Raw genomic sequence first — 23,324 nt, forward strand, 5'->3', positions numbered from 1 at the left:
CTACCGCAGATGATCGTCCAAGGCTCGGGCGATGCGGGGCAGGACGGCGGGGGCGGTCAGTTCCTGGTGGGTTGCCTCGATGTCGTAGCTGGTGATGGTGCCGCAGACGTAGGGGCGCCAGCTGTCCGGGCCGACGAGGTCGGAGGCGTCGATGGTGGCGCTGAAGTAGAGCATGTCGCCGTCGAAGGTCGGGCGGTGGTATCCCGTTCCGGCCAGGACCGAGGAGTTGTAGGAGTCGGTGATGCGCTCGATGGTGGCCCGGTCGATGATCGGTGCGCCGATTCGGGCGCAGATCAGGTCGGCCGCCTCCTGGGCCGAGGCGTCGGCGGGGATGTCGCCCATGCCGAACAGGGCGCCGAAACTGTGCACGAATTCGCCCGCGGTGAGGGTTTCGGCCGCATCGAGTCCGGTGTCGCGGCCGGGTGCGTCCAGCAGGGCCAGCAGGTCGACCGTGTCTCCGGCGGCCCGCAGGCGGGCGGCGGTCGCGTGGGCGATGATGCCGCCGAGCGACCAGCCGAGCAGGTGGTACGGCCCGGTGGGCTGCACGGTGCGGATCTCGCGGGCGTAGCGGGCGGCGTAGTCGTCGATCGAGCGCGGTGGCGGCTCGATCCCGGCCAGGTCGGGCGCCTGGAGCCCGTAGATCGGGCGGCCCGGTCGCAGCGTGTCCGCCAATCCCCAATAGCACCAGGATGTTCCGGAGGCGGGGTGGATGCAGAACAGGGGCGGCCGATCGCCGTCCGTGCGGATCGGCAGCAGCACATCCAGCGGCAGCGTGGTGGGGGAGTGCGCGCTCTCGCCGATCGCGGCGGCCAGCCCGGCCACCGTGCGATGCTCGAACAGGTGCAGCGGAGCGATGGTCATGCCCTGCGCCTTCGCCCGCGAGATCACCGCGATGGCCGCGATGCTGTCGCCGCCGATGGTGAAGAACGAATCGTCGACACCCACCCGCTTGAGCCCGAGAACGTCGGCGAAGAGGGCCGCCAGGCGCTGCTCGGTCGGCGTTCGCGGCGCTCGATACGCCGTGGCGTCGGCTCCGAAGACCGGTCTGGGCAGGGCATTTCGGTCGAGCTTGCCGACGGCGGTGCGCGGGATCGCGTCCAGGACGACGAACGCCGCGGGAACCATGTACGTGGGCAATGTTTTCGCCGCGGCCACCGTGAGACGCGCGGCATCGAGCTCGGCACCGGGTTCGCCGACGACGTAGGCCACGAGCACCGGGGAGCCCGCGGGGCCGTCGATGCCGACGGTGACGGCGCGGGCGACGCCGTCGATGCGTTCGAGCGCGGCATCGATCTCGCCCGGCTCGATGCGCACCCCGTGGATCTTCATCTGGAAGTCGGTGCGGCCGAGGTAGGACAACTCCCGCGTCGCGCGGGGCATTTCCTTCCAGCGCACCAGATCTCCGGTGCGGTACATCCGATCCCCCGGCGCGCCATACGGATTGGCGACGAATCGTGACGCGCTCAGGCCGGGGCGGTGGTGATATCCGCGAGCGAGCGCGGGACCGGCCAGATACAGTTCGCCGCCGACGCCGTCCGGCACCGGGCGCAGCCGGGCATCCAGCACCAGGGCGGAGGTTCCGCGCAGGGGTGTGCCGATGGTGATCGGCGCATCGGCCGCCAGCGGGGCCGATGCCGTTGCCCACACCGTGAACTCGGTGGGGCCGTACACGTTTCGCATCGTCCGGCCCGACGCCCACCGCTCCACCAGTTCGCCGCCGACCGGCTCGCCCCCGACGACGAGCGTCTGCACGCTCGCCGCCGCGGCGGGGTCCAGGGTCGCCAGCGTGGTCGGCGTGACCGACACGTGGGTGACCTGCTCCGCCGCTATCAGCTCGTCGAGTTCGGCGCCCCCGAACACCTCCGGTGGGGACACGACCAGGGTGCCGCCGGATCCGAAGGCCGACAGTGCCTCGAACAGCGAGGCGTCGAAGGCGGGCGACGCCACCTGGAGTGCGCGTGCGTTTTCGTCCAGTTCGAGCGACTCGCGCAGTGCGGCAATCAGATCGGCGATGCCGCGGTGGGTGACCGAGACACCCTTCGGCAAGCCGGTCGATCCGGAGGTGTAGATCACCCATGCCGGGTTGTCCGGCCGGATGGGCCGCACCAGCTCGGCGGTGGTGAGCAACGAACCGCTGTCGTGCACAGCGAATTCGGGATCATCGAGGGTGAGCCACGCGACGGCGTCCGGCAGCGCCGCCCGGTGCGCGCCGACCGTGAGCCCGATCGCCGCCCCGGAATCGGTGAGCGCGTGCCGGATTCGTTGGGCCGGTTGGGTCGGGTCGATCGGCAGGAATGCGGCCCCGGTCTTCGCGACCGCCCACAGCCCGATCACCAGCCGCGCGGACCGCGACAGCGCCAGCGCGACAACGGTCTCGGTACCGATACCCCGACGGATCAGTATGCGGGCCAGCCGATTCGATTCGATATCGAGCTCGCGATAGCTCAGCACGGTGTCGGCGCAGACCACCGCGGCGCGCTCCGGCCAGGTCGCGGCCGTCGCCGTCAGAATCTCGGGCAGCGCAACCGATTCCACCCCGCCGGGCCGCGCCGCCACCAGCGTCGCCCGTTCGGCGGCATCCAGGATCTCGGCATCGCCGACGGCAATGGCCGCATCGGCGGCGAAGGCCGCCAGCACGCGCCGCCACCGTGTCGCGAGCGATGCCGCGGTTCGCGGATCGAACAGGTCGGTGGCGTAGGTCAGCCGAGCGTCGATACCCGCCGGTTCCCCGGTGCGTGAGAAACGTTCGCGCAGTTCGAGAGTGAGGTCGTAGGGTGACAACGCGCGGTTCAGGTCCTCCACCCGCACCCGCAGCCCGGGAAACTCCAGCGTCGGCTCGGTGAAGTTCTGCACCACCAGCAGGACCTGGAAGATCGGGTGGTACGCGGCCGATCTGGTCGGGTTCACCGCCTGGACGACCCGTTCGAACGGCAGGTCGGCATGGGTGAAGGCATCCAGGTCCACCTCCCGTACCCGGGACAGGAACTCGCGCAGCGAGGCGTTCGCGTCGACGGGCGTGCGCAGGGCGAGGGTGTTGACGAACATGCCGACCGTGTCCTCCAGCGCGGCGGCGCCGCGACCGGCCATGGGGGTGCCGATCACCACGTCGTCGCCCGCGCCCAACCGGGAGAACAGGATTGCCAGCGCGGCGTGCGTGAGCATGAACATGCTGGCGTGCTCCGAGCGCGCGAATCGCGTCAGCGCGGCATGCAATTCGGCATCGATCCGGAAGTCCAGGTCGCTGCTGCGCAGCGACGGGACGGCGGGGCGGGGCCGATCGAGGGGCAGCGGCATCACGTCCGGGAGGGCGGTGAGCCGCCGCGTCCAGAACCCGATCTGCCGGGCCGCCACCGACTTCGGATCCCGCTCGTCACCCAGCAGCTCGCGCTGCCACAGCGTGTACTCGGCGTACTGGACCGCGTGCGGACGCCGGGACAGGCCCGCCGGGCCGTCGAGATAGGCCGCCACGAGATCGGCGGCCAGCGGAGCCGTCGACGCGCCGTCGGCGCTGATGTGGTGCACGACGAGGACGACGACATGGTCGGCCGGATCTCGTCCGGCGATCCGGTACAGCCCGACCCGTAGCGGCGGCTCGTCGGTGAGATCGAAGCCGGACCAGGCCAGTTCGTGGATCCGCTCGTGCAGCGGGTCGCCGTCGGCCACGTCGACGATATCCAGCTCGGGCGTCGCGGTATCCGCGGCCAGCACCACCTGATGCGGTCCGTCCGCGTCGGATGGGAACACCGTGCGGAGGCTTTCGTGCCGCTCGATCACCGCGGCGACGGCCCGCCGCAGCGCGCCCACCTCGAGGTCGCCGGTGAGCCGCAGCGCGACCGCGATATTGTAGGCCGCCGACGCCGGGTCGAGCCGGTTCAATGCCCACATCCGTTGCTGCGCGGGCGAAAGCGGGATTCGGTCGGGCCGGTCCCGGCGTGCCGGGAGCGGTATGCCACGCATGCCGTCGGCCGGGGTCAAGCGTGCGGAGAGCTTGGCGACCGTCGGGGCGTCGAACAGGTCGCGCAGCGTGATCGTCGCGCCGAGTTCCAGATCGATCCGCGCGACGACCCGCGTGGCAATGAGCGAGTCGCCCCCGAGTTCGAAGAACGATTCGTCGACATCGACCCGCTGCCGACCCAGGACGTCGGCGAATATCCCTGCCACCGCATGCTCTTCGGCGGTGCGTGGCGCGCGGTATCCGCGGCCGTTGCCCGCGAAGTCCGGTAGCGGCAAGGCATGTCGGTTCAGTTTGCCGCCCGGTGCGAGCGGAATCCGGTCCAGCACAACGATAGTCCCCGGAACCATGGGCGCGGGCAGCGCCGCCGCCGCGCGTGCCCGCAGCCGTTCGGTATCCAGCTCGATCCCGGCCTCCGGCAGCACATACGACACCAGGACGGTGCCCCCGGTCGGCCCGACACGATCGACGGTGACCACATACCGCACCTGATCATCGCGCGCGAGCACGGCGTCGATCTCGTCGAGTTCGATGCGCTGCCCGCGGATCTGCACCTGGGCGTCGTTGCGGCCCAGATACTCCAGCGCATGGCCACCGGACGGCGAGACGATCCAGCGCACCACGTCACCGGTGCGGTACATGCGCTCCCCGGGAGCGCCGTACGGGGCGGCCACGAAACGGCTTGCCGTCAGGGCGAACCGATCGAGGTATCCGCGCGCCAGTGCCGGGCCCGCGAGATACAGTTCGCCCGGGACGCCGACGGGCACCGGCCGCAACCACGGATCGAGCACCGCGACCCACGCGCCGCGAATCGGGCCGCCGATGGTGACCGGCTCGCCCGCGATCAGGCGGGCCGTGGTCGCCCAGATGCTGAACTCCGTTGGGCCGTACAGGTTGTCCACGGGCACACCGGACCAGCGTCGCACCGACTCCGGCCGGGCGGCCTCGCCCGCGACGGCGAGCGACCGCAGCTCCACCGGCTCGGCCGGATCCATGGTTGCCAGCACCGAAGGGGTTACCGTGCAATGGGTTACCCGCTCGGTGTGCAGGAGCTGCGTCAGCGCCTGCCCGCCGAACACGTCGGGGGGCGCGATCACCAGGCATGCGCCCCAGGCGTGGGCCATCAGCAGTTCGAATACCGAGGCGTCGAAGCTCGGTGAGGCTACCTGGAGAACCCTGGCCGTCGCGTCGATATCGAACGAGTGGCGCTCTGCCGCAACGAGATCGGCGAGACCGCCATGGCCGACCACGACCCCCTTCGGGATGCCGGTGGATCCGGAGGTGTAGATCAGATAGGCCGCGTGCGTCATCCGCAGCGGTATCCGCCGATCCGCATCGGTGACCGGTTCTGCGGAGCGGGAACGGATGTCGCGGGCAAGGTCGGGGTCGTCCCACCGCAGCCAGTCGAGCGTGCCCGGTAGTGTCGGCTCGGTGGCCGTCAGGGTGATGCCGAGGCGTGCCTTCGAATCGGTGAGCATATGGGCGATGCGCTCGGCGGGATAGCTCGGATCCAACGGCACGAATGCCGCGCCCGCCTTGGCGACCGCCCACACCGCCCGGACCCATTCCGGCGATCGCCGCAGCGCGAGCGCGACGAACACATCCGGTCCGGCACCGCGGTCGATCAGGACACGGGCGAGTTGGTTTGTGCTCGTGTCGAGTTCGCGATAGGTCAGTGCGCTGTCACCGAATCCGACGGCGATCGCATCGGGATCGGTCGCGGCACCCGCGCTCAGGATCTCCGGTAGCAGGCGCGGCCGTACGGAGACCGGGCCGCGCATCGGAACCAGGGCCGTGCGTTCCACGTCGTCGCAGTACTGCACGGCGGCAAGAGGATTCGACGGGTCGCCGGTGATCTGGGTGAGCAACCGTATGACGCGAGCACACAGCCGCCGCACGGCCGGTTGCGCCCGCAGGACCGCCCCGATCTTCACGGTCACCCGCAATCCCTCCGGCGTCGGAACGACCATGAGGGTCAGCGGATAGGGCGGCGAATCGACGGTGACGGCATCGACGAGCCGAATCCCGGTGGCATCGAGGGCGCCCGCGAGCGCAGCCGAATCGATCGGGTACGACTCGAAAGCCACGATGGTGTCGAACAATTCGGGTTTGTCCACCCACCGCTGGATCTCGGCGAGCCCGACCTGGTGGTGATCGGCCACGGCGGCCTGTTCGGAGTGGATCCGGCGCAGCAGATCCGACACCCGCTCACGCGGATCCAGTCGTACCCGCACCGGCACCGTATTGATCAGCGGACCGATCATGTTCTCGGCACCGGGCAAGTGCGGCGGCCGGACCGACACGGCGGCCCCGAAGACGACATCCGTGTGCCCGGTGAGCAATGCGAGCACCATCGCCCATGCCACCTGGACGAGAGTGTTCACGGTCGTCCCCGTCGCACGCGCAGTGCTCTCCAGTGCGGCGACGGTCGCGGTCGGCAGCTCCGCCGAGACGGTCTCGCTTTCCGTGGGCGGGCAACTCGGGAGTGCGGAGACGACCAGTGTCGGCGAGCCGAGGTCGGAAAGAGACTGCTGCCACGCCTGTTTCGATGCCTCGGCATCCTGCTCGCCCAACCAGGACAGAAACCGTCGATACGAGTTCGCGGTCGGCAGCACGGACGCCTCGCCCGAACTCCGGTACAGCGCCGCCAGTTCGCCCAGCAGCAGCGGACCCGACCAGCCGTCGAGCACGATGTGATGGTTGGTCAGCACGAGCGTGTAGGTGTCGATGCCCGTGCGGGCCAGGATGAATCGCAGCAGGGGCGGTCGAGTCAGATCGAATCGTGTTGTGCCGTCGAGCGATACGGTCCGATCGAGCGCGCGACGACGCTCGTGCGGGTCGCCGAGCGTGGTCAGATCGAGCGCACGGAATTCGACCTCGGCATCGGCCAGGACCACCTGCCGCGGACCCTCGGCCGTCTCCACGAACCCGGCTCGCAGAATCTCGTGCCGGGTCACCAGCGCCTGTGCGGCATTGCGCAGCCGGTCGGCGTCGACCGGTCCGGTCAGGGTGAACCGTGATTGCACCAGATAGTCGTCGGCCGCCTCGGTGTCGTAGCGGGAATGGAAGAACATGCCCGCCTGCAAGGGCGACAACGGCCACACATCAACGAGATTCGGATAGTCGGCAGCCCAGCGGTCGATCTGCGCCTGATCGACCGCCGCGAGCTCGAAATCGGAGGGCGTATGGCCGCCCGCGCCCGCCGTCCGCGCATGGGCGGCCATCGCGGCCACGGCCCGATGCCACAGCTCGGCGATCTCGTCGACATCCACCCGGCCGATGATCAGCGTGGCATAGGTCCAGGCCACGGCGAGCCGTGGGCCGTCGGCGGTGTCCTCGACCTCGGCGGTGAGATCGACGGCCGCCGACAGCGGCATACGGTCGTCGGCAATGGCGACGAATCCTCGACGGTCGACCGGCCCGTCGGTGACGGTGCGGCCGAGATAGCGGAAGGCGATCTGGGGTGCTCGGGTGTCCTCGAGCAGACCGCGGGACCGCAGCATGCCGAAGCCGATTCCCTCGTCCGGCACGGCCCGCAGCTGTTCCTTCACCGCCTTGAGGGCCACACCGGCGGAGACGCCCGCGGCGAAGGCATCGTCGACATCGATACCCGCCAGATCGATCACGACGGGATAGTCGAAGCCGAACCATCCCACGGTCCGCGTCACCTCCGCGCCCGGCACCGTGGCGGTGTCTCGCCCGTCGCCCTCGAGCGTGAGCATGGTGGCGGTCCGCCCGTCGCCCCGGCGTATTCGCCAGGAATGCACGGCCATGGCCAGCCCGGTCAGCAGGACATCCTGTGGCCCGCAATGGAATCGGGTGGGGATGGTGGTCAGCAGGGCGTCGGTCGTGCCGGGGTCGAACGTCGTGTGCAGCCGCGCCGTCGTCGCGGCGATATCCACGTCCGGATCCATGTCCGCGACACCGATTCTCGGATCACCGGACGTCAGAAGTCGCTGCCAGAAAGGCAATTCGGGTGCGTGCGCGGCCGCCTGTCGATCCAGCGCGCGTGCCCGGCGACGGAACGACGTACCCGTCGGCGGCAGCGGAACATTCGCGCACGCGGCGACCAGATCCGACAGCAGGATGTGCCACGACGCCGCGTCCACGACCAGGCGGTGCGCGACCACCCACAGCAGGGACGGGCCGTGGGCCGGTTCGATGAGCACGAACCGTGCCACCGCACCCGCGACCGGGTCCAAAAGGTCTGCCGCACGCCGCAATTCGCGTTCACGCACCGTGTCCGGGTCCGGCCCGGCCGCCGCGACCGTGATCGAGGCGTCCGCATCCACCGAACCGCGCGGGCGCACCGTCGCCGCCCAGCCCGCGTGCTGCCGGTGCAGGCACACGCGCAGCATGTCGTGCTGGTCGGTCACCGCGCGCACGGCGGCCGCCAGCCGGGCCCGGTCGATCCCGGCGGGCAGCCCGATCAGCACCGCCTGGCCGAGTCGGAGCCAATACTCGTCCGGGTCGACCATCGCCACCATGGCCGGGGTCGGGTCGACCGGTCCGACCCCGCCGCCCGGCAACTCCGCCAAGGCACGATCGTCGACCTCGACCGCCACCGCGGCCAGCCCGGCAATGGTCTTGTGCTCGAACACATCCCGGGCGGAAAGCGACAGGCCCGCGGCCCGGGCGCGCGACAGCAGCCGGATGGCCACGATGCTGTCGCCGCCGAGCGCGAAGAAGCTGTCGTCCACGCCGACCGCATCGAGACCCAGCACCTCCGCGAACAACGCGGCCACCGTGGCCTCGCGCGGTGTCGACGGCGCTCGCCCGGCGGTCACCCGTGCATCGAAATCCGTGGCGGGCAATGCCGTTCGGTCGACCTTCCCGGACGGGGTGCGCGGGATCTCCTCGACGACGGTGATCACGGCCGGAACCATGTACGCCGGAAGGTCCGCGCCGACAGCGGCTTTCAGCGCCTCCGGCCGCACCTGTGCGCCCGGCGCGGCGACCACGTAGGACACCAGGACATCGCCGCCCGCGTCCGTCCTGGTCCCGAGGGTGACGGCCGCGGCGAGCTCGCCGTGCCGTCGCAGCGCCGCATCGATCTCGCCGAGCTCGATCCGGAAACCCCGGACCTTGACCTGAAAGTCGGTGCGGCCCACATACTCCAGGACCGGCGTGCCCTTCTCACCCAGGGACCAGCGCACGAGATCGCCGGTCCGATACCGGCGAGCGCCCGGCTCGTGCGGGTCGGCGACGAATCGGCAGGCCGTCACCCCGCGGCGGTCGTGATAACCGCGAGCCACCCCCGCGCCGCCGATATAGAGCTCACCGATCGTCCCGAGGGGAACCGGCCGCAGCCACGGATCGAGCACGGTCGCGGTCGCACCGCGCACGAGGCTCCCGATCGCAATGGGCCGATCGGCGCGCAGCGGATCGCTGAACGTGGAGGTGATGGTCGTCTCGGTGGGGCCGTAGGCATTGACGAGCCTGCGACCGGACCACGCCGCCACGAGTTCTCGCGGGCACACATCACCACCGACCTCGACGGCACGCAGATCCGGTAGCTGCCCCGGGTCGAGCGTGGCGGCAACCGCGGGCGTCGTATCGAGATGGGTGACGCGGTGGGCGCGGAGGATTCGCGCCATGTCCTCCCCGCCGTACGCCGACGGCGGAATCACCACGAGCGTCGCACCGGTCGCGAAGGTGACCAGCAGTTCCTCGATCGACACGTCGAAACTCGGCGGTATCACATGGGCGACCACGGAGCCGGACGAAACACCCAGCGCGGCACGGCAACTCGCGACCACACTGGTCAGCCCCCGGTGCGGGACCTGGACGCCCTTCGGCCGCCCGGTGGAACCGGAGGTGTAGATGACGTAGGCGATCTGATCGACGGCCGGGCATCCGAGCCGCTCGGCATCGCCGATCGGGACGCACGACCGCGCGGCGATTTGCGCCGCGGTGTCGGGATCGTCGACGACCGACCAGCACACCGTGTCCGGCAACCGATCTCGCGCCGAGACCACCGTGAGACCCGCGGCCACCCCGCTGTCGGCGATCATGTGCTCGATCCGATCGGCCGGGTAATCCGGATCGATCGGCACGAACGCGGCCCCGGTCTTGGCGACGGCCCACACCGCCAGCACCGACTCGACCGAGCGCGGAATCGCGATCGCCACCGTCCGCTCGGGGCCCGCCCCGTCGGCGATCAGCATGCGCGCCAGGCGATTCGAGTACTCGTCCACCGCACGGTAGGTCAGCGCGACGTCGCCGCCGATGAGCGCCGTCGCGTCGCGATCGAAATCCGCTCCGGCGGCGAGGATTTCGGCGAAGGTCCGGCAAGGCTCGGCCGCGGCGCCGCGTGCGGGCAGCAGGACCGCGCGCTCGGCGTCGGACAGCGCGTCGAGCGTCACCAGCGGCGCGGTGTCGTCGGCGGACAGGAAGCGATGCAGGAAGTTCAGGAAGCGCGACCGATGCGCCGCCAGCTCGTCGGAGCGGTACAGCGCGGGGTTGGCCTGGAAGTCGATGTGCGTGCTCTCGCCGCCCACCCCCGGATAGAGATTGACGAACAGATCATCGATCGGCCCGGAGGTGAGCACATGCAACCGGCCCGTCACCGGCCCGAGGCCGATCCGGGTGTCGGCCAGCATGAGATTCACCGACGGACCGAACGAGGCGACCCGGTCCATCGGCCATCCGAGGTCACGCACGATGTCCTCGCGCCGATAGCGTTGGCGGCGCAGGGCTCCGGTCAGTTCGGTCTGCGCCAGCCGGACGATCTCGCGCACGCTGGCGTCGGGCCGCAATCGCAACCGCAGCGGCACCACATTGGCGACCATCCCGCCCGAGCGGCGCAGCGCGGCCGTGGTGCGCGCCGAAACCGGCAGGCTCAGTACCACTTCCGCGGCGCCGGTCATGGTTCCCAGGTAGGCGGCGAACGCGGCGACGACGATCGGCGCCACACTTGTCGACTGCGCCGCCGCGACCGCATCGAGCAGTTTCGCTGTCTGGCAGGGCAATTCGCCACCGGACAGGATCGGATGGGCGTCCGCGGCGGCGGAGCGCCCGGCCAGGCTCACGGGATCGGCCATCCCGGCCAGGTGTTCGCGCCAATAGTCCCGGTCGGCCCGGTATCGGTCGGAATCTCGGTATGCCACATCGTCGTCGACGATGCGCGGCAGTTCACCGGCCACCGACGGTGGCGCCGGGATACCGCGAAATGCGGCATCGTACAGTCGGGCCGTGCGCTGGGCCATGGCCAGTGCGCCCATACCGTCCAGCACGATGTGATGGAAGCGGGAATACCAGAACCATCGGTCATCCGAAATTCTCAATAATGCGGCTGAAACTAGACGGTCGCCCAGTAAATCGAGTGGTGTACAGTATTCCGCGCGCATCCAGTCTCGCGCGGCTAACTCGGGATTCGTATTATCGCGAAAATCCAGCAATGCGTAACCATCGTACAGGCTGGTGTCGACTACCTGAAGTAATTGATCTTCGTGCTCGACCAGGCGCAGGTAGCCTGTACCGAACTCGCGCCCGGCTTGGCGCGCCGAGGCCGCCAGCAGATCGATATCGATCTTCCCAGCAAGTTCTATATATTGAGCGATGGATACTGGTAAATCTCCAGCTAGCTGCTGAGCGAACCAGATGCCCCGTTGGGCCGAAGACAGCGAAAATGTACCGCCGAGTATTGCCGAGCAGAATTGCGCGGACGGAATCGATCGATGCCGCATGATCAATCTCACGTTCGAAGAGAAGGAGCCACAGAAACGATAGCTCACCCGCTGTCATTTCTGAATTCTTCGTTATGTAACCTGCTGTCTACTGTCGTCGGGTGCGTCCCGAGCGGCTAGGGACCAAAGTCCTTCGAAGGCTTAGCAACCGACCAGCATAAAATAGCGATCCGGCCTACGGACCAGGGCGGCGCGTCTGCGGGAATGCAGGTATCGGCGTCCATAGGCCACTTCGTGGAAGGTCACCGGCAGCCATCTGCCCGGCCAGGAACCGGTCCTCGGCGACGGGCACCAGGCGCATCTCGGGCGTGGGCTGGCCAGCAGCCCGGTGAGCGTCATCCGCACCACGAGCCCGTCGGCGATGTCGACCACCTCTTCCCGCAGCCCCTCCCGTTCGTATGTCCCCCGGTAGCGGTCCGGGTTCACCGGGACCGTGTGGTCTGGGCGCCCGTGGTCCGGGGACGCGTGGTCCGGGGCGCGAACGGTGTCGGGGGCGTGACACCCGCCAGCGCTGCGATCTCCTCGGCCAGTTCGGCGAACGCCCGCGGGGCTGCCACAGCGACCGGGGATCCCGATCACCGCCACGATCCACGGTGGGCAACACATACACCACGCGTCCGCCGTCCGGGGGCGACGGCCAGATCCGATGGCACCGCCAACCGCTCCAGATCGACGAGATCCAATGGCCGAGAACCCATCACGTTCGTGCTCCTTCTCCGAGGGCGTGTCCCCTTGACGGTCAAGGACATTCGGGGCGGCCTCGTTGCGATCGCCGGATCGACGGCCTCGAATTCGTCTGCGGGCACGAAGCGCGCCGCCATCGCCGGTTCGATGCTGGACGTGCGCGGGGGGTGCCGGAAATCGTTTCGGCGCTGATGGTTTCGGTCTGGCCTGGTGCTAGGCGTCGGCGTAAGTCTCTACTAGCCAGTCGATTACGGCGGCCGTGGTCTCGTGTGCCGTGTCGCCCCCTCGGTTGGTTACCGCGGCGAAGATGAGGTTCTTCTTAGGCCGTGTGTCATAAGTGAATGTGGGCGGGCGTCGCGCGCCCTCATCTGTGTCATAGCCACTGGTTGATCGCTGCTATGTGGACAGTGGCTTGGTAGCGGACGGCGAGTTTGTCGAATCTGGTTGCCACGGCTCGGTTTTCCTTCAACTGGCCGATCCCGCACTCCACGGCGTGACGCAGCGTGTAATCGTTGGCGTCGAAGGCTGGTGGACGTCCACCGGCGGCGCCTTTCTTCTTACGATTGGCGGCTTGATCGGTTTTGATGGGGATGGTGGCCTTGATCCCGCGCTCACGCAGGTGCGCGCGGTTGGCGCGGGAGCTGTAAGCCTTGTCGGCACGCACCCGCTCCGGCCGGGTCCGCGCCCGGCCTGTGCCCAGGCGGGGCACCGCGATACCGTCGAGCACGGCCGTGAACTGTGGGCTGTCACCACGCTGACCGGCGGTGATCACGATCGAGAGCACTTTGCGGCCCTGCTCGCAGGCCAGATGCGTCTTGGTGGTCCAGCCGCCGCGGGATCGGCCCAGCCCGTGATCGACGGGCTCGACCTGCACCCCGCCGGGCGGCTCGCGCTGGGCGTAACCGTTGTGGCGGGCACCGGCGGCGTGCCGGTGCGCGCGGGCGATGGTGGATCCACGCTCACCTGCCAGAAGATCGCACCGGACGCGTCGGCGAACGCCTGCAGCATCTTCCAATTCAACGCCCAGACCCCGGCGCGCTGCCAGCGGCGGAACAGCCCGTACACGGTCCGCCAGTGCCCGTAGTATTCGGGCACGTCGCGCCACGGTGTCCCGCATCGGGTCCGCCACCGAATCCCATCGATGAGCTGTCGTTTCGTCCATTTCGGCGGGCGGCCCGCCTTTTTGCCACGAGGCAGCAGCGGCTCGAGCCGAGCCCACTGGGCATCGGTCAGATCCGCGCGCCTCGTCACCGATATGCTGGTCACGAGGTCTCCGGTATTCAGGTTCTTGCTTGGTCGCTGAACCATCTACCGGAGACCTCGCCATATCAGGTCATCGACACTCCCACGCAGACAACACCTTCCGCATCACCAGTTGAGGGCGCCGCGCAGCGGCGCCCTCAACCCAAACCACTTATGACACACGGCCTAGGAGCCAACCATGTCTCGGCGGTCCAGAGGTTGTTGCTGCCGACGTGGGTGAGGACGGGGCCGTCTGCCCACTCCCGGGTGGCGACGATCCAACCGGCCGCGTAGTCGCCATCGGGGGGTGGCCGGTGGAGTCGGGACATGGTGGCGGGAGTGAGGATGGATTGTTCGCCGCGGGCGCCTGCGAGATGTTGACGGAGAAATTCGGCCCAGTCCGCGAGTGCGCAGTGCACGGTTCCTGCCGGGCCGTAGGCGGGGGGATTGTCGGAGCGGGGGTCTGCCGGAGGCATTGGCTCGAGGTTTTCGGTGTGGCCCCACGGTTGGTCGACGGTTGCGGGATCGCCCGGGGGGCCGAACCCGGCGGAGTCCATCCGTAGCGGGGTGAAAAGCTCTGTGCGCATGAGGGATTCCCAGGAGGTCCCGCCCTTCCGCTCCAGGATCACGCCGAGGATCATGTAGCCGACGTTCGAGTAGGAGTACTTTCCCGTTGCACCGGCGGGTGGGCGGGCGAGGATCGCGCGTACCACCGCGGCGCGGGCTGTCGACGGGTCGCCGTCGGTCAGGAGCCCGCCCAGGTCGTCCGGCACATCCGGGGGTGTGCCGCCGCGATGTTGCAACAGCAATTCGATGCTCACGCCCGCGTATCCGGGGTGCGGGCGCCAGTCGGACAGCGCCTCGCCCAGAACGTCTTCGAAGCGCAGGATTCCGCGGTCCACGAACAGGCCGACCAGCGTTGCGGTCATCGCCTTGGTGTCCGAACCCAGATGCCACTGGTCGTCGATGGTCACCGGGGTCGGATCATTGTGCTTGCGAACCCCCGCGGCGGCCGCTGCGACCCGCACGGGCCCGCGCCACACTGCGGCGGCCAGTCCGGGCATTCGATTCTTCTCGCAGAGATGCTCCAGGGTCTCGTGCAGATCGGTCGATTGGGCCGCACCCGCGCACGCTGTGGACAGCAACGGCAGGGTCAGACCTAGGCGCACCATCCTGCGGCGGTCGAAACGTGGTGTACCGGACATGCTTTCATCATCCTCCTGGCGCCATCGGCGCTTCCGGGTCATGGGCGGCCGACGCCTGGGATGGAGACCCGGAGGGTGAGGATTTGGCCGGTGCGGGGGCCGGTGGTCAGGCGGGTGAGGTTGGTGGGGATGGGGTCGGTGGGGCGCCATTCCGCGGTGAGGATGAAGAGGGTTCGGTGGTCGGGGCCGCCTAGCATCAGGGCGAAAGGGGCTCGGTTTTCGGGGAGTTCGATGTGCTGGAGGATTTTTCCGCCTTCGGCGACTCGGGCTATGGCGGAGCCGCCGGTGGAGGACCAGACTGCGCCTTCGGCGTCGAGGCAGATGCCGTCGGGGCCCAGTCCTTCGGCGAAGACGCGGCGGTTGGACAGGGTGGCGTCGGGGGCGATGTCGAAGGCGGTGAGTCTGCCGGCGAAGGATTCGGCGACGATCAGCGTTCGGTCGTCGGGGGTGATGACCATGCCGTTGGGGAACTCGATGTCGGTGGCGACCTGGCGGAGGCGGCCGTCGGGGGTGAGGAGTTTGATGTAGCCGGGTTTGGGCGGGGCTCCGGCGACGAACTCGAAGTCCGCGCCGTTGAGGTAGATATTGCCGTGGCCGTCCACCACGATTTCGTTGGCGTGCTGGTCGGCGTGCACGGTCATCGACCCGTCGGGTTCCTGGCGTCGCACCTTGTCGCCGGTCGTCAGCAGCGTGCCGTCGGGCAGCCAGTCGATGGAGTAGCCCATCGGATGGCTGTCGGGGTCGCGGGTGGCCATGACCTCGGCCCTGCCGTCCATGTCGACGGCCACGACCTGGCGATCGATCCAGTTGCAGAACCACAGTCGGCCCTCGTGCCATCGCGGGGATTCGGGTATTCCCAGGCCGTCCAGCAGGACCTTCGGTTCCGACATCGAAGCCACCCTCAGGAAACTACCTCGCGTGGTTCGGTTCTGTCGCGGGAAGCAGCAGCAGGTTCAATAGTCCCGCCGAGGCGGCCATCAGGAGTGCGCCGTCGAGGTAGTGGCAGGCCATGGCGCCCAGATAGGACGGGCCGCCCCAGGCGTTGACGGTGAAATTCGGGTCGAGGCCGCCGAGGATCTGGTCGCCTATACGCCAGGGGCTGTACACCAGGATGGCCAGGGGCAGCAGGCCGATCAGCAGGCGCAGGACGGCCGTGGGGCGCCGCCCGGCCGCCGACAGGGTGCGCCGGAGTCGTTGTGCGGCACGGGAACCCAGCGGTGCGAGCAACACGTCGACCGGACGGGGAGAGCGGCGTATCACGACAATGACGAGGGCTACCGCGAGCACGAACAGCGCGAGGTGCGGCCACCATGCCGCCGTGCCCGCGACGTGCGCTTCCCGATGGGGGGATCGGTTCATGTAGGAGAGGCCGCCCGACGCGATGCCCGCGGCGAAGGAGACGGCGGCGATCGAGACCGTCGGGCCCGACAGCCGTGGGCGGTAGCGACCGGATCCGGATGAGATGCGCTCGGCGTGTGGAGTTTGCATGCCATCACCCTCGCTCCCACGGCCCCGCCGCGTCATCGGCCCCAGGTCCAGAAACGACTGCCCGCTCGGGTCGTACTCGGGTGCGAGGTCCTACCTCCGAACGACCCCGAGCTCCGGCCGCGGGGGCGATGCGCGGCGGCGGCCGCGACGGATACCGTCGGCCCATGTCGATCACTCCGTCTCCGCAGCGTCCGTCGGCGCCACCGTGGCATCAGCGGCTCGGCCTCGGCCATCGGGCGGATACCACGGGCCCGGACGCGATCGATATCGCGATCGCGGTCGCCTGTTTCGTGCTGTTCACCGGGCCGCTGCTGGTCGGCATCGCGAGCGGCATCGGATCGACCTGGCAGATCGCCGGATTCGGTCTCGCGGCGTCCGCCCCGCTGATCGTCCGGCGCCGCTGGCCCCTGGTGGTGCTCGCGGTGGTGGCGGCGGTGCTGTGCGCCGCGGCGCTGGCCGATGTGCGGTTCACGCCGTGGGTGAGCAATACCGGCCCGGCCATCGGTGTCGCCGTGCTGACCCTCGCCGATCGGCGGCCGCGCCGGGAATCCGCGATCGCCACCATTGTCGCGCTGCTCGCCCTCTGCGTCGCCGGGCCGATCGCGTTCACCCTGTATCAGGATCAGGACCAGGACTTCGTTCAGCCGCTGATCGCCCTGCCCGCGTGGCTGATCGGCGACATGCTGCGCACCCGGCGCGAGTATCAGCGCAGCCTCGCCGACCAGGAGCGGCAGCGCGCCGCCGAGGCCGAACGCCGAATCCGGGCCGAGGAACGCCTGCGGGTGTCGCGCGACGTGCACGACCTGATCTCGCACACGCTGAGCATGGTGGCCGTCCGGTCCGGCGTCGCCCGGCTGCTGCTCGAGGAGAATCCGGGCGAGGTGCGCCGGGCGCTGGGGACCATCGAGACGGCCAGCCGGTCCGCGCTCACCCAGCTGCGGTCGGTGCTGTCGCAGATCCGCGAACCCGGGCAGCGCGACGAACCCGCCGAGCCGGGCCTGGCGGAGGTGGCCGAACTGGTGGACGGGCTGCGGCACGATGGGCTCATGGTGGAATATCGGGTGCTCGGGACGCCTGCGGACTGTCCGGCACTGCTGCAGACCACGGTGTATCGCATCGTGCAGGAGGCGCTGACCAATGTGGTCAAGCACGCGCGCACCGACCGCGCCCGGGTCGAAATCCGGCATACGCCAGGCGAAGTGACCGCCGTCATCACCGACGACGGTCCGAGCGCCGCCGCGCCCGCCGGAATCGATGTCGGCGGTTCGGGTCTCGGCCTGGAAGGCATGCGGGAGCGGGTGTCGCTGTTCGGCGGCCGGTTCGAGGCCGGTCCGCGCGCGGCGGGCGGATTCGCCGTGACCGCGAGCCTCCCGATCGATCGGGACCACCATGCCTGACGCCGCGCCCGACCCGATCCGCGTCCTCATCGCCGACGACGAAGCGTTGGTGCGCGCCGGTTTCCGGGTGCTGGTCGATTCCGCGCCGGATCTCACCGTCGTCGGCGAGGCCGGTACCGGCGGGGAGGCCGTCCGGTTGACCCGGCAGCTGCGGCCCGATGTCGTCCTGATGGACATTCGGATGCCGGTCATGGACGGCCTGGAAGCCATGCGGCACATCGCCTCCGACGGCGCCGACGGCCCGCACGTGCTCATCGTGACCACCTTCGATCAGGACGAGCACGTCTTCCGGGCATTGCGCAGCGGGGCGGGCGGTTTCATCCTCAAGGACTCGCCACCCGAGCAGCTGCTGCACGCCATCCGCGTGGTGGCCGGTGGCGATGCGCTGCTGACGCCGAGCATCACCCGCCGGATGATCAGCGCATTCGCCCGCCAGCCGACCGCGCCCGACCCCCGCCCGGACGCCCTCACCGCCCTGACCGACCGGGAGCGAGAAGTGTTGCGGCACATCGCCGCCGGACGCTCCAATGCCGAGATCGGCACCGCCCTGCACGTCAGCGTCGCCACCGTCAAAACGCACGTCGGCCGCCTGCTCACCAAACTCGGGGCCCGCGACCGCGCCCAACTCGTCGTCTTCGCCTACGAGTCCGGCGCGGTGGTACCCGGCGGATCCGGCTGATCCGACCTCAGAATTCGAAGCGGTTCACGACGTCGTAGTTGCGCAGAAACGTCCCGTAGACCAGTCGGCTCAGCACGCGCTGTCGGGCGGAGGGAATCTTCTCGAAGCCCGTCATGGCCGAGGTGCGCTCGAGCAGGCGCAGCCGCGGATTCCAGCGCTCCAGTGCGCGGGCGTTCGAGATGCCCCAGGTGATAATGCCTTTGGTGAACACCTTCGACAGGCGCGGGGCTTGCGCCGACAGGGTGTCGAAGAGGAGTTCGCCGCTGGGGAAGCGATCCGTCAGGCGCCCGAGCAGCGCGCGCACCTCGGGCTCGTGCAGATACATGAGCAGGCCCTCGGCGACGATCAGGGTGGGCCGGTCGGTCGGGGTCTCCGCCAGCCAGCCCGGGTCCGTGACCGAGGAGCCGATCATTCGGTAGCCGTCGCGGTCGTGGTACAGCTTGCGCCGCAGCTCGATGACGTTCGGCTGGTCCACGTCGAACCACTGCACGCCCTGCGGCGGATGCAGCCGGAACGCGCGGGTGTCCATCCCGCATCCCAGATGCAGCACAAGGGCGTTCGGATGGCGGCGGAGAAAGTCGGCGCTCCAGGTGTCCAGGTGGTGAGCGCGCAGCGCGACCGGCCACTGGTTCAGCCCCGGCCGTATGACGCGGTGCAGGCGGGCCCAGTCGTAGTCGATCCGGTCCACCGCCTCCGCCGCCGCGTCGTCGCCGAGAATCCGTTGCGGCGAACGGCTTTCGCACGCCCGCAGATACAGCGTACCGAGGTTCGTCCACTGCACCGACCCCCACCGCACGTCACTGAAATCGACCTTGCCCACCTGTGTCATGACCGTCTCCTGGCTGCGCGGTAGTCGATCCACCGCTGCATGAACTCGTCGCGATAGTCTTGCGCGCAGAACTGGTAGAAGTCCCGGAAGTCCTGGAGTCGTTCGCGTTGCTCGGCGCGTTCCGCGCCCAGCATCGACAGCCCGAATTCCGCTGTGGCGACGCCCATTTGCATCCGAGCCAGCTGGACATTCATCACCGCGGTGAACCCACCCGCCGTGACCCGATAGGTATGCCGCCGCCCCGCACTCGGCAGCCGCTCGAGCAGCCCGCCCTCCTGAAGCTGCCGCGCGGTCGTGCTGACCGACGCCTTGCTCACCGACAATGCCTCGGCCAGTTCGGGTAACGACTGCTCCGGCGGATCGCAGATCATCAGCCACCCGTAAACCCGCCCCATCGTCCGCGACCCACCCAACATCTCGAACAGCAGCCCCATCCGACCCACGAACTCCGCCTCTTCCGGCGACACGTAACCTCCACACGCAACGTTCAGTACGAACTGAACAAACTATACGCGGCATCCCCTCACTCGAGCCAGACCCGCCCCCGAAACCCACCCCGCTCCATAGCCTTATCCGCAGCCACGCGCCGAACATCATCGAACGTGAACCCATAGAACTCGGCCATGGCCACCAACACCTCCAGCACATCGGCCGCCTCACCGAGCCGATCGCCGCGGTCGTCGGCGGCACGAAGCTCGGCCACCTCCTCGAGCAACTTGTCGTGCAAGGCGATTTCGTACGCGGGCGCGTCGAGCACACAGCTGCGCGCCGTACCACCGTTCGCCCGAATGATCTCGGGAATCCTGTCTCTCACGAGCTTTCCCATGTGTCGGTCCCTCTCGGCATACTTCGTTTCATGCAGTTCTATCGCGACGAACCGACAGCGCGAACCTCATGGCGACTCGCGATCCTCATGGGCGTGAACACGCGAACCTACGAGTTCGCGCTGGGCTCGGCGCTGCTCGTCCAGCGCCCGGCCGCGTCGCAGGCGTCGGCCGCCACGTCGTTGGGGGACAACGACTTTCTGTCCGTGACGTGGCCGAGCGGGCTGGATGGTCGTTTCCGACCGAGCGTTTCGCGGGTGACGGTCAGTCGGCCGCCGTGCCGAACCATCGAGGCAGATGTGCTAGCAGGTTCTGCTGATCGTCGCCGACCCAGGCCACGTGGCCGTCGGGGCGCAGGAGAACGGCGGGGGCGTCGAGTTCCTCGCTGACATCGACGACGTGGTCGATGCGGTTCGCCCAGCCTGCGATCGAGAGTCGGCCGGTCTGGTCGAGCAGCATGCCGCGGCCCTCGTGCATCAGGTCGTAGAGGCGGTCCTGCTTCAACTGCACGTCCCGCAGCCTGCGGCCGAGCAGTTCGTGCCCGGCGCCGAAGTCGTAGCGGACACCGACGGCGGTGATCTTCTCGATCAGGTATCGGTTCACCTCCTCGAAGTCCATCAGCTCCGACAGCAGTCGGCGGACCGCCTGGTGGTTCGGTTCGGGGGACATCAGAACCGCTTGTGCGCGAGTGTTGTTCAGGACGTCGGCGGCCACCGGGTGCCGTTCGGCGTGGTAGCTGTCGAGCAGTCCTTCCGGCGCCCAGCCGTCGATCTCGGCGGCCAGTTTCCAGCCGAGGTTGAACGCGTCCTGAATGCCGAGGTTGAGTCCCTGCCCGCCCATCGGGGGATGGATGTGCGCGGCGTCCCCGGCCAGCAGCACCCGCCCGGTCCGATAGCGCTCGGCCTGGCGGGTGGCATCGCCGAAGCGGGACATCCAGCGCGGCGAGTGCACACCGAAGTCGGTGCCCGCGGTGACCCGCAGCTGCCGCCGGAACTCTTCGAGAGTCGGTGGGACAGAGCGATCTTCGGCCAGCCCCTCGGCGGGCACGACGACACGATACGTGCCGCCTCCCCCGGGCACGGGCCCGATGCCGAACCGCTTCTGGGTCTTGCGGACCTCGGCCACCACGGCGGCCACGGTCTCCGGTTCCGCCGTCGCCTCCATCTCGCCCAGCAGCGTCTCGGCCGTGCTGGGCTCGCCCGGGAAGCCGACGCCGAGCAGCTTGCGCACCGTGCTGCGGCCGCCGTCGCATCCGACCAGGTAGCGCGAGCGCAGTGCGGTGCCGTCGGCCAGCTCGACGGTCACCGCGCGGTCGTCCTGACTCAACCCGACCACCTCGCAGCCGCGCCGGAGCTCGGCGCCGACCTCGAGCGCGTGCTCCTCGAGCAGGCGAGCGGTAATGGTCTGCGGGATGCCGAGAACATAGCCGTGCGCGGTGTCCATCCGCTCGGGCGCGGGCTTCTCCATCCCGGCGAAGAAACCTCCGACCGGATACTTCTTGCCCTCCGCGAGAAACCGCTCCAGCAGCCCGCGCTGCGCCATCACCTCGATGCTGCGCACATGCAGGCCGAGCGAGCGGACATGCGCGGGCGGCTCCACCTCCCGCTCCAGCACGAGCACGCGCACACCGTGCAGCCGCAGCTCACCGGCCAGCATCAATCCGGTCGGCCCGCCACCCGCAACGATCACATCGAACATGAACCATCCATTCGCCTAGGTTGTTTTTTCCGACCACGCGCACATGCGTCGCGAATCCCCTGATTTCCGCAGGTTTCTGGCCCAGGCCGGATATTCTGCGCCACCACCCCGGCCTTGCCGCAAGGCCCCCGGTACGTTATATGTTGAAAGGGGAGGGGAATTTCTTTCTTTTTCGTGGGCTCTCACCACACTCTCGATCGATGGGCGCGCATGCTGCGGGATGCGCCCTGCCTGTGCGCCATCGTGACGCCATGGGTATTGAAGTGGCGCCACTTTGGCGCTACCGTTGCGCCATGGATCTCACGCCCTACGTCGACGGTCTTCGGGAGGAGCTGCTGGCGGCGGCCGAGCCGGGGGAGGCGTCCGAGTTGGCTCGGCGCCTGGTCGCCTCGGTCGCGTCGGCCACCCGGTTGACCATGCTCGATGTGCTGTCGGCGGCCGCGGACGAGATCACCAGGGAGCTGGTGCCCGGCTCGGTCGAGGTCCGGCTGCGCGACCGCAATCCGCACTTCGTGGTCACCCCCGGCGCGATCGGGGAGGCGGAGGCTGGTGCGGCCCCCGAGGCGCCGGATGTGCCCGCGCCCGTGCCCGGCGGGAAGGACGGTGCCGTGTCGCGCATCAACTTTCGCCCGCCGGAACAGCTCAAACAACGCATCGAGGCGGCGGCCGGGGAGGCGGGACTGTCGGTCAATGCCTGGCTGATCCAAGCGGTCGGGGCGGCCCTCGCCGGTGACCGGCGGACCGGACGAAACGGCGGTCGTACCGGACGCTTCACCGGCTGGGTCGGCTGAGTCGCCCACGGAAAAGGCTCGAGAGCAAGGGGATTCGTAATGCCACGATTCGATACGCCGAAACCCATCGCGGTCACGGTCGATGCCTGTAGCGCCGAGGTGCGGCTCGTCGCGAGCGAACGGTCCGACACCGTCGTGCGCATCGAGCCCGTCGATACGGACAACGGCTCGGACGTGACAGTGGCCGATAAGACGAAGGTCGATTTCTATGCCGATCGGCTGACGGTCACCGTGCCTCCCGCGAGCAGCTGGAAGAAGGTGGGCGAGCGCAGTTCGGTCGCCGTCACGATCGAATTGCCTACCGACTCCGGCCTGATCGTGAAGCTGACCCAGGCGCGGCTGTACGCCGAGGGCTCGCTCGGGGCGTGCGAGGTGCGTCTGGAATCGGGCATAGTGCGGCTGGATCGCATCGGCGCGCTGCGGGCGCAGATCACCAACGGCGACATCGCGATCGAGCACATCGCCGGGTCCGCCGAGGCCGACGGGGTGTCGGGCCCGATCCGGATCGGCACCGCCGCGGGTGATCTGAGACTGAGCACCGTCAACGGCGGCCTCGATCTCGATCGCGCCGACGGCAAGGTCATCGCGAAGACGGTCGACGGCGCCCTGCGCATCGGCCGATTGAACGGCGGCACAGCGGAATTGATGAACGTCACGGGGAACATCGAGATCGGCATCGGAGAGGGCACCGCCGCCTGGATCGACGCATACAGCCGAACGGGATCGGTGCGCAGCCACCTCGCAGCACAGGAGGACCCCGGCGAGTTCGACACCACGGTCCAGGTACTCGCCCGCACCCGAGACGGCGACATCGCCATTCGGCGAGCAACGGCATGAAAGGACGCGA

At 69.0% G+C, this 23,324-nt stretch carries 14 protein-coding genes; 4 read left to right on the forward strand and 10 right to left on the reverse strand.

The genetic code is table 11. The annotated features are described in order from the left end of the window. The 6 genes from HPY32_RS10430 to HPY32_RS10455 form a co-directional block, all read right to left on the reverse strand. Complete coding sequence (locus tag HPY32_RS10430; RefSeq protein ID WP_067590735.1) at positions 1–11,640, reverse strand: non-ribosomal peptide synthetase; 11,640 nt, start codon at positions 11,638–11,640, stop codon at positions 1–3. Positions 11,641–11,781: 141 nt separating this feature from the next. Further along, the gene (locus HPY32_RS10435) at positions 11,782–12,066 is read right to left on the reverse strand and encodes a hypothetical protein (protein ID WP_156674572.1); all 285 of its coding nucleotides are present in this window, start codon (positions 12,064–12,066) and stop codon (positions 11,782–11,784) included. Between the two features lie 631 nt (positions 12,067–12,697). After that, a protein-coding gene (locus HPY32_RS10440; protein WP_231951732.1) for an IS5 family transposase occupies positions 12,698–13,590 on the reverse strand; the annotation gives its coding sequence in 2 pieces (ribosomal slippage) (positions 12,698–13,275 and positions 13,275–13,590; 894 coding nt in all). A 134-nt stretch (positions 13,591–13,724) separates the two neighbouring features. Further along, on the reverse strand, positions 13,725–14,771 hold the full coding sequence (locus HPY32_RS10445; RefSeq protein WP_171982775.1) for a serine hydrolase domain-containing protein: 1,047 nt from the start codon (positions 14,769–14,771) through the stop codon (positions 13,725–13,727). A 38-nt stretch (positions 14,772–14,809) separates the two neighbouring features. After that, entirely contained in the window at positions 14,810–15,661 is an 852-nt protein-coding gene (locus HPY32_RS10450; protein WP_067590729.1) for an SMP-30/gluconolactonase/LRE family protein, read from the reverse strand. A 19-nt stretch (positions 15,662–15,680) separates the two neighbouring features. Further along, a complete protein-coding gene (locus HPY32_RS10455; RefSeq protein WP_197696554.1) occupies positions 15,681–16,259 on the reverse strand; it encodes a hypothetical protein in 579 nt (192 codons plus the stop codon). Between the two features lie 164 nt (positions 16,260–16,423). Between HPY32_RS10455 and HPY32_RS10460 the strand changes: the two genes are divergently transcribed. Together HPY32_RS10460 and HPY32_RS10465 are read left to right on the forward strand one after the other, a co-directional pair. Further along, entirely contained in the window at positions 16,424–17,656 is a 1,233-nt protein-coding gene (locus HPY32_RS10460) for a sensor histidine kinase (RefSeq protein WP_171982776.1), read from the forward strand. Beyond that, a complete protein-coding gene (locus HPY32_RS10465) occupies positions 17,649–18,335 on the forward strand; it encodes a response regulator (protein ID WP_067590727.1) in 687 nt (228 codons plus the stop codon). The genes HPY32_RS10460 and HPY32_RS10465 overlap by 8 nt, the downstream gene beginning before the upstream one ends. Before the next feature lie 7 nt (positions 18,336–18,342). Here the strand turns inward: HPY32_RS10465 and HPY32_RS10470 are convergent, their stop codons facing one another. The 4 genes from HPY32_RS10470 to rox form a co-directional block, all read right to left on the reverse strand. Continuing rightward, positions 18,343–19,164 carry a class I SAM-dependent methyltransferase gene (locus HPY32_RS10470; RefSeq protein ID WP_067590725.1) on the reverse strand — a complete coding sequence of 274 codons (822 nt, stop codon included), beginning with the start codon at positions 19,162–19,164 and terminating at the stop codon, positions 18,343–18,345. Then, a complete protein-coding gene (locus HPY32_RS10475; protein ID WP_067590719.1) occupies positions 19,161–19,631 on the reverse strand; it encodes a GbsR/MarR family transcriptional regulator in 471 nt (156 codons plus the stop codon). The genes HPY32_RS10470 and HPY32_RS10475 overlap by 4 nt, the downstream gene beginning before the upstream one ends. A 56-nt stretch (positions 19,632–19,687) precedes the next feature. Continuing rightward, positions 19,688–19,990 (reverse strand): nucleoside triphosphate pyrophosphohydrolase, encoded by a 303-nt coding sequence (locus tag HPY32_RS10480; protein ID WP_067590717.1) that lies wholly within the window; start codon positions 19,988–19,990, stop codon positions 19,688–19,690. Between the two features lie 262 nt (positions 19,991–20,252). Continuing rightward, positions 20,253–21,686, reverse strand: coding sequence for a rifampin monooxygenase (rox, locus tag HPY32_RS10485; protein WP_067590714.1), 1,434 nt, complete (start codon positions 21,684–21,686; stop codon positions 20,253–20,255). A gap of 293 nt (positions 21,687–21,979) precedes the next feature. Here rox and HPY32_RS10490 point away from each other — a divergent pair, with 293 nt between their 5' ends. Together HPY32_RS10490 and HPY32_RS10495 are read left to right on the forward strand one after the other, a co-directional pair. Next, entirely contained in the window at positions 21,980–22,477 is a 498-nt protein-coding gene (locus tag HPY32_RS10490) for a toxin-antitoxin system HicB family antitoxin (protein WP_067590711.1), read from the forward strand. Between the two features lie 39 nt (positions 22,478–22,516). Next, a complete protein-coding gene (locus HPY32_RS10495) occupies positions 22,517–23,314 on the forward strand; it encodes a DUF4097 family beta strand repeat-containing protein (RefSeq protein ID WP_067590709.1) in 798 nt (265 codons plus the stop codon). The last annotated feature ends 10 nt before the right edge of the window (positions 23,315–23,324 follow it).

The sequence above is a fragment of the Nocardia terpenica genome, assembly GCF_013186535.1.
GTDB classification, from domain to species: domain Bacteria; phylum Actinomycetota; class Actinomycetes; order Mycobacteriales; family Mycobacteriaceae; genus Nocardia; species Nocardia terpenica.

Excerpts from the sequence above, each read along its gene's own strand:
- HPY32_RS10430 (WP_067590735.1), bottom strand. The coding sequence starts at position 11,640 with ATGCGGCATCGATCGATTCCGTCCGCGCAATTCTGCTCGGCAATACTC.
- HPY32_RS10445 (WP_171982775.1), bottom strand. The coding sequence starts at position 14,771 with ATGTCCGGTACACCACGTTTCGACCGCCGCAGGATGGTGCGCCTAGGT.
- HPY32_RS10450 (WP_067590729.1), bottom strand. The coding sequence starts at position 15,661 with ATGTCGGAACCGAAGGTCCTGCTGGACGGCCTGGGAATACCCGAATCC.
- HPY32_RS10455 (WP_197696554.1), bottom strand. The coding sequence starts at position 16,259 with ATGCAAACTCCACACGCCGAGCGCATCTCATCCGGATCCGGTCGCTAC.
- HPY32_RS10460 (WP_171982776.1), top strand. The coding sequence starts at position 16,424 with ATGTCGATCACTCCGTCTCCGCAGCGTCCGTCGGCGCCACCGTGGCAT.
- HPY32_RS10465 (WP_067590727.1), top strand. The coding sequence starts at position 17,649 with ATGCCTGACGCCGCGCCCGACCCGATCCGCGTCCTCATCGCCGACGAC.
- HPY32_RS10470 (WP_067590725.1), bottom strand. The coding sequence starts at position 19,164 with ATGACACAGGTGGGCAAGGTCGATTTCAGTGACGTGCGGTGGGGGTCG.
- HPY32_RS10480 (WP_067590717.1), bottom strand. The coding sequence starts at position 19,990 with ATGGGAAAGCTCGTGAGAGACAGGATTCCCGAGATCATTCGGGCGAAC.
- rox (WP_067590714.1), bottom strand. The coding sequence starts at position 21,686 with ATGTTCGATGTGATCGTTGCGGGTGGCGGGCCGACCGGATTGATGCTG.
- HPY32_RS10490 (WP_067590711.1), top strand. The coding sequence starts at position 21,980 with ATGGATCTCACGCCCTACGTCGACGGTCTTCGGGAGGAGCTGCTGGCG.
- HPY32_RS10495 (WP_067590709.1), top strand. The coding sequence starts at position 22,517 with ATGCCACGATTCGATACGCCGAAACCCATCGCGGTCACGGTCGATGCC.